Origin of the sequence: Mesorhizobium sp. M7A.F.Ca.MR.362.00.0.0, assembly GCF_004023175.1 — a bacterium.
Taxonomy (GTDB): Bacteria; Pseudomonadota; Alphaproteobacteria; order Rhizobiales; family Rhizobiaceae; genus Mesorhizobium.
In genome coordinates, this window is record NZ_RZTF01000526.1 from 1,059 (window position 1) to 2,729 (window position 1,671).

Below are 1,671 nucleotides of genomic sequence, written 5' to 3' on the forward strand. Positions count from 1 at the left end.
GCCGACCAGGCGGTCTACGGTTTCGGCAAATTCGGAGGCGCCACGCGGGCCGTGGCGCATCTGTCCCGAAATGAAGCGAGGATTGACGGCGCGGGCGCGCACCACCCGCGATACGGCTTCGCTGACCGAACGCGGCTTCGGCTTCTTTGGGTCCGTGGTGTCGAGCACGATGACGTCGGCATTTCTGCCGAGCGCCGCAAGTGCCGCGGAAAAGCCACCGATGAAGGCGACGTCGGCGGAGCCCTCGAGGATGTCGCGACCGGGGTCGTCGCCGGTGTGGACGAGAAGATCGGCTTCGGCGATGCGGCCCTCGAAGGCGCCGGGCGCCGAGATGCCTTCGCCTTCTGCGCCGCCATAGGCGTGCGATGTGGCGTCGAGATAGGCGCGGCCGATTTCTTCGCGCGCCGCCCAGTTGCCGGAGGACAAGATATCCTCGACGCCGGCGCCATAGGTGCCGGGCGAGGTGCCGAAGATGCGCGGGCTGAGCTTGCCATCGGCACGGGTTTTGGCCGCGAGCGGGTTTTCCGAGTCCTCCTCGTCGCGGGCGGCCACCGCGTTGGCGGCGGCATCGATCAGCGCGATCTGGGTCGGGAACATATCGCGGAACAGGCCCGAAATGCGCCAGGTGACATCGACGCGCGGCCTTCCGAGCGTGGCCGACGGCAATACCTCGATGCCGGTGATGCGGCCGGTCGCCGAATCCCATTGCGGCCGGCAGCCCATCAGCGCCAATCCTTGCGCGATCTCCTCGCCGCCGGTGCGCAGTGAGGCCGAGCCCCACAGGTCGATGACCAGCGAGCGCGGCCAGTCGCCATGCGACTGCATGTAGCCGCGCACCACTTCCTCCGCCGCTGCCTTGCCCAGATCATAGGCGGTCGGCGTCGGCATGGTGCGTGGGTCCGAGGTGAACAGGTTGCGGCCGGTGGGCAGAACGTCCGAGCGACCCCGCGCGGGCGCGCCGGCCGGGCCGGCCTTGACATGGCGGCCATCAAGCGCGGCGAACAGCGCTGTCTTCTCGCATTCGGCACTTTGGCGGCGCAGGGCGTCGGGCTCGTCGTCGGGCGCGCGGCCATAGATATGCAGCCCGTCCTTGATGGCGAAATCCTTGAGGTCGCAGAGCCAAGCGTCGATGCGGCGCAGCGCTTCGTCCGGGGCGTCGGTCTTCCCGACACCGGCTTCGGTGGCGAGACCGGTCTTTTGCGCGGTGTCGACGATCAGTTTCGCCAGACGGTCTCGGCGGCGGCGGTCGAGTCCGTCGGCCTGGGCATATTCATCGACCAGCCGCTCGAGCTTGTGTTGATTTTCGTCGAGCCCGGCGCCGGTCAGCGGCGGTGGCAGATGACCAAGGGTGACGGCGGCGATGCGGCGCTTGGCTTGCGCCGCTTCGCCTGGGTTGGAGACGATGAAGGGATAGACGACGGGCAAGGCGCCGGTGACGATCTCGGGAAAGCAGTTCTCCGAAAGCGCAACGGTCTTGCCCGGCAGCCACTCCAGCGTGCCATGCGCGCCGACATGGACCAGCGCGTGGACGCCGAGCGACTTGCGCAGCCATAGGCCAAAGGCGATCAGCGCATGGCGTGGGGGTAAAGTCGGGTCGTGGTAGTCGGCCCGGCGGTCGGCGGAGCGGCCGCGATCCGGGGCGAGGGCGATGGTGATGTTGCCGAAGGTGGC

The 1,671-nt window shown here is 68.5% G+C and carries 1 protein-coding gene; it reads right to left on the minus strand.

Annotated elements, in window-relative coordinates:
• Positions 1-1,671: cobaltochelatase subunit CobN (locus EOC06_RS44270; RefSeq protein WP_245470323.1), on the minus strand; the 1,671-nt coding region annotated here is incomplete at both ends.